The sequence below is a fragment of the Streptomyces sp. NPDC047022 genome, assembly GCF_040644155.1.
Taxonomy (GTDB): domain Bacteria; phylum Actinomycetota; class Actinomycetes; order Streptomycetales; family Streptomycetaceae; genus Streptomyces.
In genome coordinates, this window is record NZ_JBEYVV010000027.1 from 84,608 (window position 1) to 101,686 (window position 17,079).

13 protein-coding genes are annotated in these 17,079 nt (G+C 70.7%); all 13 read left to right on the forward strand.

Annotated features, from left to right (window positions below):
• Positions 1-2 precede the first annotated feature (2 nt).
• The 13 genes from ABZ845_RS24420 (at position 3) to ABZ845_RS24480 (ending at position 16,973) form a co-directional block, all read left to right on the forward strand.
• Entirely contained in the window at positions 3-416 is a 414-nt protein-coding gene (locus tag ABZ845_RS24420; RefSeq protein WP_360983088.1) for a DUF6507 family protein, read from the forward strand.
• Positions 413-2,737 (forward strand): hypothetical protein, encoded by a 2,325-nt coding sequence (locus ABZ845_RS24425; protein ID WP_360983090.1) that lies wholly within the window; start codon positions 413-415, stop codon positions 2,735-2,737. Before ABZ845_RS24420 ends, ABZ845_RS24425 begins: the two co-directional genes overlap by 4 nt.
• Positions 2,734-3,750 carry a hypothetical protein gene (locus tag ABZ845_RS24430; RefSeq protein WP_360983092.1) on the forward strand — a complete coding sequence of 339 codons (1,017 nt, stop codon included), beginning with the start codon at positions 2,734-2,736 and terminating at the stop codon, positions 3,748-3,750. The genes ABZ845_RS24425 and ABZ845_RS24430 overlap by 4 nt, the downstream gene beginning before the upstream one ends.
• A gap of 59 nt (positions 3,751-3,809) precedes the next feature.
• On the forward strand, positions 3,810-4,106 hold the full coding sequence (locus tag ABZ845_RS24435) for a hypothetical protein (protein WP_360983094.1): 297 nt from the start codon (positions 3,810-3,812) through the stop codon (positions 4,104-4,106).
• Between the two features lie 31 nt (positions 4,107-4,137).
• Entirely contained in the window at positions 4,138-5,490 is a 1,353-nt protein-coding gene (eccD, locus tag ABZ845_RS24440) for a type VII secretion integral membrane protein EccD (RefSeq protein ID WP_360983096.1), read from the forward strand.
• A gap of 30 nt (positions 5,491-5,520) precedes the next feature.
• On the forward strand, positions 5,521-6,636 hold the full coding sequence (locus ABZ845_RS24445) for a hypothetical protein (RefSeq protein ID WP_360983111.1): 1,116 nt from the start codon (positions 5,521-5,523) through the stop codon (positions 6,634-6,636).
• A complete protein-coding gene (gene eccCa / locus ABZ845_RS24450; RefSeq protein WP_360983098.1) occupies positions 6,633-10,628 on the forward strand; it encodes a type VII secretion protein EccCa in 3,996 nt (1,331 codons plus the stop codon). The genes ABZ845_RS24445 and eccCa overlap by 4 nt, the downstream gene beginning before the upstream one ends.
• A complete protein-coding gene (locus tag ABZ845_RS24455; RefSeq protein ID WP_360983100.1) occupies positions 10,625-12,025 on the forward strand; it encodes a DUF6177 family protein in 1,401 nt (466 codons plus the stop codon). The genes eccCa and ABZ845_RS24455 overlap by 4 nt, the downstream gene beginning before the upstream one ends.
• Positions 12,026-12,314: 289 nt before the next feature.
• Positions 12,315-12,656 (forward strand): YbaB/EbfC family nucleoid-associated protein, encoded by a 342-nt coding sequence (locus ABZ845_RS24460; RefSeq protein WP_360983102.1) that lies wholly within the window; start codon positions 12,315-12,317, stop codon positions 12,654-12,656.
• 148 nt (positions 12,657-12,804) lie between these two features.
• On the forward strand, positions 12,805-13,404 hold the full coding sequence (gene recR, locus ABZ845_RS24465) for a recombination mediator RecR (RefSeq protein ID WP_360983104.1): 600 nt from the start codon (positions 12,805-12,807) through the stop codon (positions 13,402-13,404).
• Positions 13,397-14,056, forward strand: a complete 660-nt coding sequence (locus ABZ845_RS24470; RefSeq protein ID WP_360983106.1) for a DUF5063 domain-containing protein — start codon at positions 13,397-13,399, stop codon at positions 14,054-14,056. Before recR ends, ABZ845_RS24470 begins: the two co-directional genes overlap by 8 nt.
• A 414-nt stretch (positions 14,057-14,470) precedes the next feature.
• On the forward strand, positions 14,471-15,748 hold the full coding sequence (locus ABZ845_RS24475) for an aspartate kinase (protein WP_360983107.1): 1,278 nt from the start codon (positions 14,471-14,473) through the stop codon (positions 15,746-15,748).
• A 160-nt stretch (positions 15,749-15,908) separates the two neighbouring features.
• Positions 15,909-16,973, forward strand: a complete 1,065-nt coding sequence (locus ABZ845_RS24480; RefSeq protein ID WP_360983113.1) for an aspartate-semialdehyde dehydrogenase — start codon at positions 15,909-15,911, stop codon at positions 16,971-16,973.
• Positions 16,974-17,079: the final 106 nt, after the last annotated feature.

Here is a 17,079-nt window from a genome sequence, read left to right on the forward strand (position 1 = left end):
GCTTGACAAGGTGGGACATAGATCCTTCCGGGGTCGGCACCGTGCTTTCCCATGTCACCGAGATCATGGGCGCGTTGGAGGGCGTCGTCGAGGCGTACTCCGGTGATGTGGAGGGCGCGGCCACCTCGGCCGGGACGCTTGCTCCGGGTGGGGCCAGCGGGGAGCACAAGGGGCAGCCCGGGCTGGTCGCCGCCGCCCTCGCGGAGTTCTTCGAAGGCACGGCGGACGAGCTTCGGTCCATCGGCGCGCGTGTCGTGAGGTCGGTGAACGGTGCGGCGGAGGCCACCGTGAAGTACGAGGACGGAGACCTGGAGATGGCGGCCGAGGCGCAGCGCCAGGCAGCCCGCGTGGTGGAGCCGGACATGGCGGGCGGGTGGCGGGCTTCGATTCTCAAGGAAAGGGCGGACCGCCCGTGATCGAACCGGAGGACATTCCGCTGTTCACCGGCGATCTGGGGCAGCTGGACAATCATGTCCGGGCCCTGCGGTGCCATGCCGATGACATCCGCCAGGCCGGTGGCGACGCGGACAGGCGGTTCCATGGACTGTCGGCCTTTTACCAGGCCCCCGAGGCGGACGCGCTGTTCGCCTCGACCGCACCGGCCCGGGACGCGGCCGACTCCTTCGCGGACAAGGTCGCCACGGTCGCGGACGCCCTGTCCGACTACGCGATCGAGGTCGCGCCCATCATCAAGCGACTCGAAGCCCTGAAGAGCCGGGCCGCCGCCTTCGTCGCGTCGCTCCCGGCCGGCCACGATCAGTACGGCATGGACTGGACCCATGATGCGGACAAGGTCCACGAGGACCGGGCTCTGATGCATGAGGTGAACGTCGCGCAGGCGCAGTTCGCGGCAGCGGAGGTCGCCTGCAACAACAAGATCACGGCGCTGGTCGGCGGCACCCAGTACGTGATCAACACCGGCAGCCGACAGCTCAAGCCGATCGGCGCGAAGTTCTACGGCTACAGCCCCGACGTGCTCGACCACGCCAAGGAGCTGCCCTGGGGCACGCCGGTGAGCCAGTCCCACACCTTGCTGGATCCGCACGACTACGGCTACTACCTCAAGAGTTTCGTCTGGGACGGGCTGATCGTCGACAACGTCTGGGGCACCTTCGACGGCTTTTCCGCCTTGTTCGGCGCCAACGGCCCGCAGGCCTTCAAGGACTCTTGGAAAGGCATGTTCCGGGCGGTGGTCGGGGCGCAGGCCTACCTCATGGACTCCGGCGGCCGGAAGCCCGCCTCAGCCACTCACGACGACTACATCCAGGGCAGCAAGGCGTACGCCAAGGAGTTCGCCAAGTCCCTGGTCGCCTGGGACCAGTGGAAGGAGAACCCGGCCCGGGCCGCCGCCACGGTCGTCTTCAACGGCCTCACCCTGGGCGCCGGCCCGCTCAAGGTGGCCTCCGCGGGCAAGGCGGGCACGGCCGCCAAGGCCGCCGCCACGGTCGCGAAAATCGGGGAGGCCATCGACCCGGTCAACGCCACGACCAAGGTGGCGGGACGCGCCATACCCAAGATCGCCGAGGTCACCGCGAACCTGCGCGGCGCGAACAGGATCCCCGAACTGCGCGGCCCGCACAGCGTCCTGCAACTCTCTGACGGCTCGAAGCTCGTCATCGAGGACGGCAGGTTCATCGCTTACGACGAGCATGGCCACGTCATTGGCCTCGGCTCGGACGGCATGTCCGAGGCTCGCCCCTCTGTGCACGAGCCTGCCTCAGCTGATCGCGCTGTTGACTCTTCGTCCGGCGAGCACGAACTAGTCGGTGCCAGTGCTCGGACGGGCGAGGCCGGGGGGACTATCGGCGACAGCACTTTGCCTCAAGCTGGCCACAATGCCGGTGACACAAGCAGCAGGGGTGAGGACGCGGCGCATGGAGGCCATGGCCACTCCAGTGAGTCCGCAGGCGGACACGGCCCTGAGTATGCCGGTGCTGGTGGTCGCGGTGGCAACGCCGGTGGCGACTGGCCGGACGGCCAGAACCACGGACATGGCGCGGGCGGCGATCACGTCGGGGCCGACGGCAATCCGCCCGCTGCCCTGCACGGGGCCTTGCCCGATGGCGAGGGTCGGCCCATGGCTCGCGGAGGGGAAGCTGAGCAACGAGTCCGAGACGCGGTCAAGGGGATCCCGGGCAAGAAGCGGCCGAAGCCGAACGTTCTTGACAGGGTGATGGAAAGGCTCTCCACGGAACCTGACGGTCAACGGGTCGCCGAGATCATCGGCTCCGGGCAGTTCAATCGGAGCGACGAGTACGGGCAGGTCGTTTCGTCGCTGGGAGCGAACAAAGCGCAGATGTTCCAACCCGGTGCCGACCAGCTGATCTTCGCGGACGATCTGGTCAAGAGCGGCGTTCCCGCTCACGCCATCGACTTCGAGCAGAAGTACCCAGTGGGCGCCGATATGGACATCCGTATAGCGGATGACTCTGGTGACGTCTACGCCTATCAGATGAAACACCTCAACGACCCCCAGGATCCGGTGGGCGAAGTGACCAGGGGGAAGTACCTGCTTCAGCTGGCGTTGGCCGAAGCTGACCACCACATATTGCTCGTGGACGGAGGCCGGGGAACACGTGCGGACTGGATGTCCAACGGCTCCTACGATGCCCTCATGGACATCCACTGCGGCGGGCGCGGTCCCAAGGGCGAAGGCATCACGTTCGTCATACGTCTCGAGGATGGAAACCTCGTTATTCCGCCCGGGAGCAAGCTCGACCCCAAGGACATGCTGTGATCACCTCTGAACCTATCGGCGACTGGAGTTGGGAAGTCACGCTGAGCGCTGATGGAATCCGGCCCGCGCGTGCTGTGGAGACCGCCGTGGCGGTCTGGAATGTCCTGGCCAGGTATGGACTGGCGAGCCCGGCAGGCAAGGTCAGTCTTTCGATGCGCTCCGTGGCCGACATGCGGGACGTGCGAGTCCGGGCTTGTGGCCTGAGCCTGGAACCGGAACCGCTATCCCCTGGAACGGCTCTCTCGCGTGCGGCGGCCGAGGCCGATGCCCTCGAAGGTGATTTCGTCGTCGACGTCCGTATCGAATGCCCCGGCTACTGGCTGAAGGCCGGAGACAAACATCGAGTGGAGAAGCTGTTCGCCATCCAGGTGCAAATCTGGAAGAGCAGTCTCCTCGTGGTGACGTTGGAAACGTACAGTGACGCGTGGTTGACTACGGACACCCGCGACCGGGAGCAGCCCGAGGTCTTCGCGGAGAATGCGCCCCGGCTCGCCGCCGCGCTGGAGGGCATTTCTAGCCAGCTCGGCAGCGCTCCGACACCGGGGGACCCGAACCGCCACGCGACTCCCACAGAGACGGGCTTTGTGGATCCGAGGATCGAAGGGCCTGCCTACGACGATTCCTGGGGAACATTCGAGATTCCGGCCCGGACGAGTCTGCTCCGGTCGAGGCTTCCGGCCTCCGAAGATGAATACCAAGAGATCACCGAGCACCCGGTGCGCTACTTCACGGTCCGACGTGACGGAAAGACCATAGGTTATGTCTGGGCCTCGGTCGGCGACGAGGCCGCAGGCTATGAGCCGCGAACCGCGGCCGGAGTGGAGGCATTCGAGGCGGGTGCCGAATGGCTGCTACGCCTGCGGGCTGCCCACGGCCGAGGGCTCAGCGCTCTCGCCGCGTTGGCGTGGGTGGCGCAGACTCCACCACGGTCTGAGGTCGGCCTGATCGTTGAGGACGTACCTCATGAAGTCTCGTCTTTGGACGTCCTCGAGGAGCTCTCGGGCCGGTACTGATCGTCGTGGCGCCGTAGCCATACGAAGCCCGTTCTTATCGAGACAGGTGGCCGAAGACCGTGACAGCCCACGACTACGACAACCAGCTCCTGGAGTCCGTTGCCGTCCGGCGGCGTCGGATCCGTGACGCGTTGCTGTTCGGTGTCCAGCGGCAGCGGCGGTCGTTGGATGAGCGGGTCGGGAAGGTGTTCGCCGGGGTCGTGATCGCGGCGGTGGTGTGCGCCGGGTGCGTGGGGTGGTCGTTCGTGTCCCACCGGGTTGTCGGTAGGAACCCGTACGGTACTGCCGTATCGCCGTCTTCCTCACCAGGTCTGACGCCGTCGCCTGTGCCGTCCGATCCGTCCTCTGCTCGGTGAAAGGTTCGAACACGTGGTAGCCACAGGGGCTTTGAGTCGTTCCACGGCCGGTGGCCGTGCGGCGCTCAGTCGCGTCACGCTGGTCGGTCAGCGGCGTCGTATCGACCTCGTGCTGCCCTCCCGTGAACCGGTCGGCGTTCTGCTGCCGGAGATCATGCGGCTGTTGGACGACCAGGTGGGCGCGCGGCCAGAGTTGCGGCACCTCGTGAGCGTGGACGGGTCGGCGCTGGCCCCCGACGGCACCTTGGAGTCGGCCGGTGTCGCCGACGGGGCCGTGCTGCGGCTGGTGCGGGTCGAGGACGCGCCGTCCGCTCCCGTGGTGCACGACGTGACGGACGAGGTCGCTGACGATCTCGATATGCGGGTGTGGCGTTGGCGGCCTGAGGTGCGGCGCGTGGTCGCGGGGCTGAGCGGCGTGTTCTGGGCGCTGGCCGCCGGGGTGGTGGCGCGAGCCGGGTTCGCCCTGCCGACGGTAGCCGGGGGACTGGTGGCCGTGGCGGGTGTGTGCGCGGTCGCGGGCGTGCTGTGCGGCAGGGCGGGGCGGCGTCAGCCGGCCGCCACTCTGGTCGTGACCGCGGGTGCGCTCGGCGCGCTCGGGGCTTGGACGGCTGCGGACGCCTACGGCTGGTCCGGTGCGGCACGGCTGGCGGGAGTCGCGGTGGCCGCGGTCGTCGCGCTGCTGCTCGCCGGGTGGTGCACACCGCTCGGCCGCGGCGCGCTGATCGGCTCCGGGGCGCTCGGCGGGTGTCTGGTGCTGTGGGAGGCGGTCATAGCCCTGCCAGGTGCCGGGGGAGGGGCCCGGGCCGGTGCGCTGCTGTCCGTCGCCTCCCTGGTCCTGCTGGGCCTGCTGCCCCGGCTGGCGTCGATGGCGTCGGGGCTGACCGGGCTGGACGACCGGCGTACGGGAGGAGTGTCGGTGAGCCGGTACGACGTGACCACCGCGCTCGCGGCCACGCACCGTGGGCTGGCGCTGGCGGTCGTCGCCCTCGCCGCCTCCTCGGCCGGGGCCGGTGTGCTCGTGCTGCACGCGGTTTCCGTGTGGACGGTACTGCTGGGCATCGCCGTCACGGCGGTGCTGGCGCTGAGGGCGCGCGCCTTTCCGCTCACCGCCGAGGTCGTGGTGCTCCTCGCCGCCGCCGCGGTCGTCGCGGTGCGGCTGGTCGTGGTGTGGCTCGGGCGCACCGGGGCGGCGGGCCCCGTCGCCGTGCTCGCGCTGCTGGCGGTCGTACCCCTCGCGGCGCTGGCCGTGGAACCGGCCGAGCATGTGCGGGTGCGGCTGCGGCGCGCCGGTGACGCCCTGGAGTCCGTGGCCGTGATCGCGTTGTTCCCGCTGGCGGTGGGCGTGTTCGGCGTGTACGGGCGGCTCCTGGGCACCTTTGCGTAAGGCAGCGGGACCAAGGACTTGGGGATGAGCATGACTCAGGGAGGGGACTGGCAGCTGGACGTGCTGCGCGAGCTGGCCGACGGCGCCCAGGGCGGAACGCCACCGGGGACGCGCCCGGCCGCCTCCTCGGCGACTGCGGGTGGAGCCGCTCCGGACACGGTCCGCGACGCGTTACCCGCTGCCCCTCCGGTCGCCCGCCGGGCCCACGATCCCCACGTCCCCGCCCCGGCCCCCGAGTCCGTGCCGACAGTCGATCCCCGGCTCGCCATCGCGCTCGGCCGCCCCCAGCACGGCGACTCGCTCGGACGCCGCACCGGCCGGTCGCTGCGCAGGCTCGCCGCGCCCCCCGGGCAGGAGATCGCCGAGCAGACGCGCCTGGCGCAAGAGGTGCAGCAGCCGGTCACCACCGGCCGCGTCATCGCGGTGACGTCGATCCGCGGCGGCGTGGGCAAGACCACGGTCTCCGCGCTGCTGGGCCGTACGTTCAACCACTACCGCCACGATCCCGTGCTCGCCCTGGAGGCGGACGCCGCCCTGGGCACCCTGCCGGTGCGCATGGGCGGGGAGTCGGTGCGCTGGTCGTGCGCCGACCTGACCGGGATCCTCACGCCCACCATGCAGCTCACCGACATCACCGGTTACTTGGTCCCGGTGTCCGATGGCGGGTGGCTGCTGCCCGCCGGCCAGGGCACCGTGGGCGCACCGCTGGACGTGCGCACGTACCGGACGGTGACGCTGGCGCTGCGCCGGTACTTCGCGGTGACGGTGGTGGACTGCGAGACCCTGCCCGGCGAGGTGGCCCGTACGGCGATGGACACCGCCCACGCGCGCGTGGTGGTCGCCCCGATGACCGCCGAGGGCGTGAACGGCACCCGCCAGGTCCTCGACTGGCTGGCTCGGCTGCCGCACTCCGCCCTGGCGACGACCGTGGTCGCCCTGAGCGCCATCTCGCCCGACACCACACTCGATCCGAAGACCGCCGTCGCGCACCTGCGCGAGCCCGGCGTGCCCGTGGTGCTGCTCCCCTACGACCGCCATCTCGCCCAAGGAGGGCCGATTCACACCGCCATGCTCGGCCAGGACGCCCGTGACGCGGCCGTCCGGCTGGCCGCCGAGGCGATGCACCGGGCGGTGAGGGTGCGATGACCCAGCGGCAGGTCCACCGTCCGGCCCGCAGCACCCGCCCTCTCGCGCCCGCACCGCCCCGCACCATCGAGGCTCCTCCGAACCTCCCCGAGGGCAAGGTCGGCAACGCCGCCACCGCGCTGCTGCCCATGGCGGGTGTGATGAGCTCCGTCGTGATGATGACCATCATCCGCAACAGCCAGTTCGCCGCTCTGGGCGCGCTCGTACTGGTCGTGGCCCTGCTGGGGGCGGTGGCGCTGTTCCTGTCGCAGCGCGGCAAGGCACAGCGCACCCGTCGCGTCCAGCGCGAGCGCTACCTGGACTATCTGGAGCAGCTGCGCGAGGAACTGGGCACCGCGGAGCGGGAGCGGCGGCACCTGGCCCGGTTCCTCGACCCGCCGCCGGAGGCTCTGTACGACATCGTGCGCGACCCGGCCCGGCTGTGGGAGCGCCGCCGCCAGGACGCCGACTTCCTGCGGGTGCGGGCCGGAACCGGCGACATTCCCCTGCAGGAGCCGGTCATCGGCCAGAGCACCTCCGGCGGGGCGATGACCCCGCCGGACCCCTTCATGCTCAACGAGGCCCGCGCCCTGCAGGGCCGTTTCGGCACCGCCTCGGGTTTCCCGCTCACGGTGCCGCTGGACCGTGCCGGGAACGTCAGCGTCGTGGGCGACCGGGAGGGAGTCCTGCGCGTCGCCCGGGCGCTGCTCCTGCAGACGGCCGTGACACACGCCCCGGACGACGTGGCCGTGGCTCTCGCCACCGCGGACGAGGCGGAGTGGGAATGGGCCAAGTGGCTGCCCCACATCCTCGACCCGGGGTCCTACGACGGCCAGGCCGCCGCCCGCCGGATCGGACCCGACCTGGCTCAGCTGGCCCGGCTGTGCGCGTCCGGCCTGCGGCAGCGCGCCGCGTACGCCGCCGAGGTGCGGCGCGGGCTGTCCGGGAAGGACGCGCTGCGCTCGGCCGCACGGCTCCTGGTCGTCAGCGACACATACGCGGACACCGCGGCCGAACTCCCGCTCCCGGACTCGGCCGCCGGACTGCCGGAGACGGGCGTGACCGTGCTGCATCTGCTGGAGCAGCAGGTGCACGAACCCGACGAGGTGAGCGTGCGCATCACGGTCGACGGCGACCGGATCACCGTCGAGGACCTGCGCACACCAGGCACCCCCGCCGCGCACGGCACGACCGACACCACGACCCGTCCCGGGGCCGAGGGCATCGCCCGCATGCTGGCCCCGCTGCGCCTGTCCGCGGACTCCGTCGCGGATGGAACCCCGGTCCTGGGGCCGGTCGACTTCCCCGCCCTGCTCGGCATCGACGACCCCGCGGCGCTCGACCTCGCCCGCCTGTGGGCACCTCGCGGCGAACGCGACTTCCTGCGCGTTCCCATCGGCCTGACCGACCGGCACGAGCCCGTGCTGCTGGACCTGAAGGAGTCCTCCCAGCTCGGCATGGGCCCGCACGGGCTGTGCGTGGGCGCCACCGGCTCCGGCAAGAGCGAACTGCTGCGCACCCTCGTCCTCGCGCTCGCCACCACCCACTCTCCCGAGGACCTGGCGCTGGTCCTGGTCGACTACAAGGGCGGTGCCACCTTCGCCCCGTTCACCCGGCTTCCGCACGTCGCAGGGGTGATCACCAATCTGGAGAACCAGGCGGGCCTCGTCGAGCGCGTCCACACCAGCCTCGCCGGCGAGGTCAAGCGCCGCCAGCAGGTCCTCAAGGACGCCGGGAACCTCGCCGACATCGGCCACTACGCCGCACTGCGAGCCGAGGGGCGCCCCGACCTCGAACCGCTGCCCCACCTCTTCGTCGTCATCGACGAATTCGGCGAACTGATCGCCGCAAAGCCCGACTTCATCGATCTGTTCCTCTCCATCGGCCGGATCGGCCGCTCCATCGGCGTCCATCTCCTGCTGTCCAGCCAGCGCATCGAGGGCGGCAAGCTCAAGGGCCTGGACACCTATCTGTCCTACCGGCTGGGCCTGCGCACCTTCTCCGCCGACGAGTCGCGCACCGTCCTGGACACCACAGACGCCTTCCACCTGCCACCACTGCCCGGCTTCGGCTACCTCAAGGTCGACACCTCCACCTACGAGCGCTTCAAAGCGGGTTACGTCTCCGGCGGCTGTCACGGCCCGGCCGTGCACGAGCAGGCGGACGACGCGCCGGGGGCCCGGCCCTACCCGATGTACAACACCTGGCAGGAGGAGCCGGAGACGCCGGAGGAGGCCGCCGCCACCCGGCGTGAGACCGGCCCGACCGTCCTGTCCGTCATGGTCGATCAGCTCGCCACGGCGGCCCCTCCGGTACGGCGCATCTGGCTGCCCCCGCTGCCGGACGCCATCAGCCTGGACGCGGCGGCCGGGCCGGTGCAGGCCGGCACGGAAGGCCTGCGCCTCACACGGGGCGGCGGACCGATGCGCATCCCGCTCGGCGTCCTCGACGACCCGGCACGGCAGTGGCAGCAGCGGTGGCTGCTGGACCTGACCGTCGCCGGCGGCCACGTCGCGGTGATCGGCGGCCCGCAGTCCGGCAAGACCACACTCCTGCGCACGCTCACCCTCGCCCTGTCCCTCACGCACACGCCCTACGACGTCGCCGTCTACGGCCTCGACCTGGCCGGCGGCGGTCTGACCGCCCTGTCCGGGCTGCCGCACGTCGGCGACATCGCCGGGCGCGCCGACCACGAGCGGGTGGCCCGCACCGTCGCCGAGGTGCGCGGCATGCTGGCCGAACGCGAGGAACTCTTCCGTGAGCTGGGCATCGACTCCGTCGACCGACTGCGCCACCTCAGGGCCCAGGGACGGCTGCCCCGGCTCGGGGCCACCGACGTCGTGCTGCTCATCGACGGGTTCGGCGCACTGCGCGACGAGTTCGCCGACCTCGACGACGCGATCGCCGACCTCCTCAAGCGCGGCGGCGGCTACGGCATCCACGTCGTGGCCGGCATGCTCCGCTGGAACGACGTCCGCATCGCCACCCAGTCCATGTTCGGCACCCGCGTCGAACTGCGTCTGAACGACCCCTCGGACTCGTCGATCGACCGGGGACTGTCCGGGACACTCGTCCCGGACGTGCCCGGCCGGGCACTGACCGACGGCAAGCTGTTCGCGCAGGTGGCGCTGCCCCGTATCGACCACCGGCCGGCCACCGGCGACCTGGGTGCGGCCCTCGAAGGCACCGCCCGCATGGTCCGTGCCTCCTGGCACGGGGAACTCGCCCCGCCCGTGCGGGTCCTGCCGACCCGGCTGTCCGCAGCCAGGCTTCCGTCCCCCGTCACCGAACCGGCGAAAATACCCCTCGGCATCGACCAGGACGCCCTCGCACCGGCCCTTCTCGACCTGTTCGGCTCCGACCAGCACCTGCTGATCCTCGGGGACAACGAGTGCGGCAAGACCAACCTCCTCAAGCTGATCGCCTCCGGGCTCATCGAGCGCCACACGGACGAGGAACTCGTCTTCGGCGTCTTCGACCCGCGCCGCGGGCTGCGCGGCATCATCCCCGAGCCGTACCGCGGCGGTTACGCCCACAACGCCAAACTCGCCGCGGCTCTGTCCACCGGCATCGCCACCGAGCTGGACAAGCGCCTGCCGGAGACCGCCGACCCGGACAGCGGCGGAACCGAGACCGGGCCGTCCTTCCAGGGACCGCGCGTCGTCGTCCTGATCGACGACTACGACATCCTCACCGCCGCCGGACAGCAGCCCCTGGCGCCCTTCCTGCCGTACCTCTCCTGCGCACAGGACATCGGCCTGCACTTCGTCCTCGCCCGCCGTACCGCCGGAGCCTCCCGGGCCCTGTACGACCCCCTGCTGACCACCCTGCGCGAGACGGGCACCGCCGCCCTCGTCATGACCGGCGACCGCACCGAGGGACAGCTCTTTCCCGGCCTGTACGCGACCCGGCAACCGCCCGGCCGCGGCACCCTCGTCCGTCGCGGACGACCCCACCAGCTCATCCAGACCGCCCTGACCCCCCAGACCGCGGAAGAGGCCCGTCAAGAGTGACCAAGGACGTCATCGCCCTCACCCCTGAGATGCCGGACCTGACCACACTCCTGGCCGGCCTCTACGCCGGAGGCCCCGACCTCGGCGTGAACACCACGGCCGACGGCGCCGTCGTACAGCTCTGCGCGCCCGGCGGACGCCCCCTCGTCTCCGTGGAGGCGCCGATCCTGGTCCATGTCCCCGGCGAGACCGCCCGCCTGCTGGACTGTGCCGTTCCCGACGGGCCCGTGTGGTGGACCGAGGCCCGCGCCTCCACCGCCGTCGCCGAGGCCGGTCGGCTCGCGGGCTCCTTCGCAGGGCGGCTGGCCACCGTACTCGGCGGCACGGTCTGGCCGCCCCGGGCCGCCTCCACCGAGGTGGTGCCCCTCACCTCCGACATCTCCGCCGTCCCGGCCCCCGCCACTGCCGCTCCCGCCGTCGACGTCCTGACCACCTCCACGGCCGTGGTCATCCAGGACCGGCCCCTGGTCCCCCTGACCAGCTGGCTCACGGACGCCCTGCGCACCACGACCGCCTCCGGCCGCGCCCTGCAGATCGTCACCCCGCCCGCCGTACGCCTCACCCTGCCCACCCGCACCGCACTGCACGGCCTGCCCAACCGCTGGGTCGTCCAGCACCCCGGGCACGGCTACTACGACGGCCTGTCCGGCGCCGTACTCCACTGGAAGGACGGCACCTTCACCCCCGTGTGCGACGAGAACGGCACCGCCCAGGTGGCCGAGGCGTTCAAAGCCGTGACCCGCACCGGAGAACGTCAGCTCCTGCTCGCCCTGCGCACCCGTCACCCCGCCGACGCGGACATCGTCCTCGGCCGGGCTCTGGAGGCCGTCTTCGAACAGCTCACCGGCGCCGCCCCTGCCGGCTGGAGCACCGCGGAGCCTGTCAACCTCCCCTGGTCCACCCGGGAGTTGACCGACCTCGCCCGCTCCCGGGCGCCGCGGTCCACCTGGCTGGTCGCCGTCGGCCGCCCCGACCGCCCCGCCATCGCCACCGCCCGTGTCAGCCGTACGCCGGAAGGCGTCGAGGAGGACATCACCCTTGCCTTCGGCTACAGCGAGGACGAGGAGCCGCCCCTGGGCGCCATCGAGGCCCTCGCCGCCGAGCTCGAGGCCCGGCACGGTCTCGTCACCCTGCTCACCTCGCTCCGCGAGGCTCGCCGGGACCTGACCGTCCCGGCCCGCGTCGAACCCCCGCCCATTCCCGTCGCGCTCACACTCGGCAGCGACGAGGTCAGGAGCCGGGGCCTCGCCCACGCCGTGCAGGCACTCGCCGAACCCATGCCCACGCGGCTCGGCCGCACGGCCGGACCCGCCCTGCACTATCCGCTCGGCGACGGCACCGACCCCCGGGCATGGGCCAGGTTCCAGCAGCTCACCCGGCGTCCGAGCAGGCCATGACGGCCCGGGCCGACATGGTCGCCGGCCTGCCCGGGCGGCGGTTTCCCGAGGTCAGGACCGTGCCGCGGGAGGTCGCAGAGGAGCCGTATCACCGCGGTCGGTGACCACTCGATCAGGCGGTACACCGCCTCCGGACGGACTACCGCAGCGAGCGTCGCGGTGACCACGTAGGCTCGTGCCAGGCGGTGAAAACCGCCCGGACAGCGGTACGGCTGCGCAGTCCCGTGCAGTGCAGTCGTGTGCCTGTACGAACCCTGACAGCCGAACCGTACGAGACCAGGAGCTCATCGTGATTCCCGGTGGTGGCCAGCCCAACATGCAGCAGTTGCTCCAGCAGGCCCAGAAGATGCAGCAGGACCTCGCGAAGGCCCAGGAGGAGCTGGCGCGTACCGAGGTCGACGGACAGGCGGGCGGTGGCCTGGTGAAGGCCACGGTCACCGGTGCCGGCGAGCTGCGGGGCCTGGTCATCGACCCCAAGGCGGTGGACCCGGAGGACACGGAGACGCTCGCCGACCTGATCGTCGCGGCCGTACAGGCGGCCAACGAGAACGCGCAGGCGCTCCAGCAGCAGAAGCTCGGCCCGCTCGCCCAGGGGCTGGGCGGCGGCGGCATCCCCGGCCTGCCGTTCTGACGTCGTGCAGACGTCACCGGCGTCACTGACGTCGATCTGACCCCGGGTCTGACATCGTTCTGACCTCGGGCCCGTCCCTTCTAAGAAGGGCGAAGGCCAACTACGGTACGTACCGGAAAATCTCTCCAGGAAGCAGGAAGGCAGTCCGTTGTACGAAGGCGTGGTCCAGGACCTCATCGACGAGCTGGGGCGGCTGCCCGGCGTCGGTCCCAAGAGCGCGCAGCGGATCGCCTTCCACATCCTGCAGGCCGAGCCGACGGACGTACGCCGGCTCGCTCAGGCGCTGCTCGAGGTGAAGGCGAAGGTCCGCTTCTGCGCGACCTGCGGCAACGTCGCGCAGGAGGAGCTGTGCGGCATCTGCCGTGACACGCGCCGCGACACCTCGGTGATCTGTGTGGTGGAGGAGCCGAAGGACGTCGTCGCGATCGAACGGACCCGTGAGTTCCGAGGTCGCTACCACGTCCTGGGCGGCGCCATCAGCCCGATCGAGGGCGTGGGCCCGGACGACCTGCGCATCAGGGAACTGATCGCGCGACTGGCCGACGGCACGGTCACGGAGCTGATCCTGGCCACGGACCCGAACCTGGAAGGCGAGGCCACGGCCACGTACCTCGCCCGGATGATCAAACCCATGGGCCTCAAGGTCACCCGCCTGGCCAGCGGCCTCCCGGTGGGCGGAGACCTGGAATACGCGGACGAGGTCACCCTCGGCCGGGCCTTCGAGGGGAGACGACTCCTAGATGTCTGACGCCACGCTGCACTCCACGACGCAGGACCCTGACGACTTCGCCGTGCAGATCGCGGACCAGATCGAGAGTTTCCTGGTCGCCGTCACAGAGGTCGCGAAGGGTGACGAGCCGGACTCGGCCATCCCGTTCCTTCTGCTGGAGGTCTCCCAGCTGCTCCTGGCGGGCGGCCGGCTCGGCGCGCACGAGGACATCGTGCCGGACGAGCGCTACGAGCCCGACTCGGGCCCGGACGCGGACGCGGACGAGCTGCGCGAACGCCTCGCCGCCATGCTCGACCCGGTCGACGTCTACTCGGAGGTCTTCGACCCCTACGACCCGCGCACGGCCCCGGTCCCGGCCCGGATCTCCGACGACCTGGCGGACGTCATCACCGACCTGCGCCACGGAATGGCCCACTACCGCGCCGGCCGCACCACCGAGGCTCTGTGGTGGTGGCAGTTCTCGTACTTCGCGAACTGGGGTCCGACCACGTCCGCGACGCTCCGCGCGCTGCAGTCCCTGGTCGCGCACGTCCGGCTGAACCAGCCCCTGGCGGAGCTCGACGGCCTCGACACCGACCAGGACCTCGGCGACGAGGTGCTCGCCGAGGAGGCGGGCAGGGTCATGGCCCAGGAGATCGCGGGGCCGCTGGGGCTGCGGCCCGTGAAGTAGGCCGGGCGGTCTCTGCTCGTGCTCGGACGCGTTCGGCCGGGACGCGTTCCGGCGCGAGGGTTTCCGGTGTGTGGCGCTCCGCCGCCGGGCGTTCCGTTGTGACGCGCGGCACGTTCCGAGTACGGGGCACTTACCGGGGGCAGATGCGTTTCTGGAGCGGCCGGAGCCGTCCGCCGAGATCATCCGCCGGGTTCGGCGGTGACCGGCGGAGTCCGGCGGGCCCGGCGGTGACCGGCGGTGAAATCCGTGGTGCGCCTGCCGTACACCCGCAGGAATCCGGGATGAAGCTGTGGTGAGCGGGACATCTCACCATGCGGTATTCGGGAAGTGGAATTCGGCCGCTCGATAGACTGAACCGACCGGACCTGCAGGCTGTGCAGGTGCGGAAAGAGACAGACTGAGCGAGGAGCGCACGTGGGCCTTGTCGTGCAGAAGTACGGAGGTTCCTCCGTAGCCGATGCCGAGGGCATCAAGCGCGTCGCCAAGCGAATCGTGGAAGCGAACAAGAACGGCAACCAGGTGGTTGTCGTCGTCTCCGCGATGGGCGACACGACGGACGAGCTGATCGATCTCGCCGAGCAGGTTTCCCCGATGCCTGCCGGACGCGAGCTCGACATGCTGCTGACCGCCGGAGAGCGGATCTCCATGGCACTGCTGGCCATGGCGATCAAAAACCTGGGTCACAAGGCCCAGTCGTTCACCGGCAGCCAGGCAGGTGTCATCACCGACTCGGTCCACAACAAAGCCCGGATCATCGACGTCACCCCGGGCCGTATCCGCACCGCGCTGGACGAGGGCAACATCGCCATCGTCGCCGGTTTCCAGGGCGTCAGCCAGGACAAGAAGGACATCACGACCCTGGGCCGCGGTGGTTCCGACACCACCGCCGTGGCGCTGGCCGCCGCGCTCGACGCCGAGGTGTGCGAGATCTACACCGACGTCGACGGCGTGTTCACCGCCGACCCGCGTGTGGTGAAGAAGGCGAAGAAGATCGACTGGATCTCCTTCGAGGACATGCTGGAGCTGGCCTCGTCCGGGTCGAAGGTGCTGCTCCACCGTTGCGTGGAATACGCGCGCCGTTACAACATCCCGATCCACGTCCGGTCCAGCTTCAGCGGACTTCAGGGCACGTGGGTCAGCAACGAGCCGATCGAGCAAGGGGACAAGAAGGTGGAGCAGGCCATCATCTCCGGTGTCGCGCACGACACCTCCGAGGCCAAGGTCACGGTCGTCGGTGTGCCGGACAAGCCGGGCGAGGCCGCCTCGATCTTCCGTGCCATCGCCGACGCCGAGATCAACATCGACATGGTCGTGCAGAACGTCTCGGCCGCGTCGACCGGACTCACGGACATCTCCTTCACGCTCCCGAAGACCGAGGGGCGCAAGGCGATCGACGCCCTGGAGAGGCAGCGCGCGGGCATCGGCTTCGACTCGCTGCGCTACGACGACCAGATCGGCAAGATCTCGCTCGTCGGCGCGGGCATGAAGACGAACCCGGGCGTCACGGCCGCATTCTTCGAGGCGCTGAGCGACGCGGGCGTGAACATCGAGCTGATCTCGACCTCCGAGATCCGTATCTCGGTGGTCACGCGCGCCGACGACGTGCCGGAGGCCGTCCGTGCGGTGCACAGCGCGTTCGGCCTGGACTCCGAGAGCGACGAGGCCGTCGTCTACGGAGGCACCGGGCGATGAACGGCCTCCCCCGAGGGGGCATGGGCCTCACGGCCTGTACAAACCGTACGGACTGTATGGATCTCGTGGTCCGTACAGGTCGTACGGGACCTGTGGGCCGTGCGGGTCGTGTGGCCCGTGCGGGTCGTGCGGGCCGTACGGGCCGTATGGAGCGCCGATGATGGCGCGGGCCGAGAAGCCGACGCTCGCGGTCGTGGGAGCGACCGGGGCCGTCGGCACGGTCATGCTCCAGATCCTGTCCCAGCACGCGGACATCTGGGGCGAGATCCGCCTGCTCGCCTCGCCGCGCTCGGCCGGCCGCAAGCTCACCGTGCGCGGTGAAGAGGTCGAGGTCGTGGCGCTCGGCGAGGAGGCGCTGTCCGGCGTCGACGTGGCGATGTTCGACGTGCCGGACGAGGTCGCCCGGCAGTGGGCCCCGATCGCCGCCTCCAAGGGCGCGGTCGTGGTGGACAACTCGGGTGCGTTCCGCATGGACCCCGACGTTCCGCTGGTCGTGCCCGAGGTCAATCCGCATGCCGCCCGGGTGCGGCCGCGCGGCATCATCGCCAACCCCAACTGCACGACTCTCTCCATGATCGTGGCCCTCGGCGCGCTGCACGCCGAGTTCGGGCTGCGCGAACTGGTCGTCTCCTCGTACCAGGCGGTCAGCGGCGCGGGGCACGCGGGCATCGAGACCCTGCGCCAGCAGCTGTCGCTGGTCGCCGGTACGGAACTCGGGACGCACCCGGGTGACGTACGGCGCGCGGTCGGCGACAACACCGGGCCGTTCCCGGAGCCGGTCGCGCTGAACGTCGTGCCGTGGGCCGGGTCGCTGCGCGAGGACGGCTGGTCCTCGGAGGAGATGAAGGTCCGGGACGAGTCCCGCAAGATCCTGGGCCTGCCCGAGCTGCGCGTGGCCGTCACATGTGTGCGCGTGCCGGTGATCACCACGCACTCGCTGACCGTCCATGCCCGCTTCGAGGGCGAGGTCACGGTCGACCACGCGCGCGAGATCCTCGACACCGCGCCCGGTGTGGTCCTCTTCGACAACCCGGCGGCGGGCGAGTTCCCCACGCCCGCGGACGTGGTGGGCACGGACCCGACCTGGGTGGGCCGGGTGCGTCGCGCCCTGGACGATCCGACCGCCCTCGAGCTGTTCGTGTGCGGGGACAACCTGCGCAAGGGCGCGGCCCTGAACACGGCGCAGATCGCGGAGCTGGTGGCCGGGGAGCTCGGGGCGGTGTAAGCAGGTGCTGCGGGGGGGGTGCCTCTATGTCTTTCGTCAAGCGAGGCGTGGGGTTCTGGGTTCGTAGAAGGTGCCGTCGCGGAGCATCGCGAAGAGCACGCTGATG